Raw genomic sequence first — 651 nt, 5'->3', positions numbered from 1 at the left:
GCGTAGATCGTACGCAACTCGCTCTTTGGCGCAACAACAGCAAGGTCGTTGTAAGCTCGCAGGGGCTGGAGTATAGTCTCCTGTATAGCCGTCTGTGTGGTGACCGCCTTATCTACAACCTTGAAGGTCACGTAGTCAATCTGATAACGCATATTCGTTTTGTTGCGTATAGACGTGTGGAAGTAGAGCAAGCCATTGTGCGCATAGATAGCTTTGAGACCAAACTGCATACCAAACTGCTTGGCCGATATATGCTTGACCAGTCGCTTATCCTGCTTGTGTATCGTAGACATCAGTAGTCGTACGAGCGTAGGGGTCTCATTGCCTAGCTCCTTGAAGTATATATCTGCCTTGTTTGAAGGTAGATTACCTTCACCAGCGTGCAGGAAGTCCACCATCTCTAGCGACAGCTTCTCAGGCTCCTTGGCATACTTCACATTGAAAGCGAAAAAAGAGCCATCGGTGCAGATTACCGACATATTGGTTTCTGTCTCAAAGTCCTTGACGGAGGCTTTAACACGGAGTACGTTCTCTGCGCTTTCCGCCTTAGCAGCGACAATGTTGGCACTCCCTAAGTCCACATAGCGTATCGGTGCGGGAAAGATGAGATGGGTGGTCTTGTCAAAGGTGACCTCTAGTCCATACGGTATA

General features: G+C 48.7%; 1 protein-coding gene. It reads right to left on the bottom strand.

Translation table 11 applies throughout. From position 1 onward, the window contains the following. Positions 1 to 650 (bottom strand): conjugative transposon protein TraN (traN, locus tag PORUE0001_RS00650; protein ID WP_081454288.1); only part of this gene is annotated, 650 nt, incomplete at its 3' end. Position 651 lies beyond the last annotated feature (1 nt).

Origin of the sequence: Porphyromonas uenonis 60-3, assembly GCF_000174775.1 — a bacterium.
GTDB lineage: Bacteria > Bacteroidota > Bacteroidia > Bacteroidales > Porphyromonadaceae > Porphyromonas > Porphyromonas uenonis_A.
The sequence above is the reverse complement of the archived record's forward strand: the minus strand, read 5'-3'. Positions and strand labels throughout refer to the sequence as shown.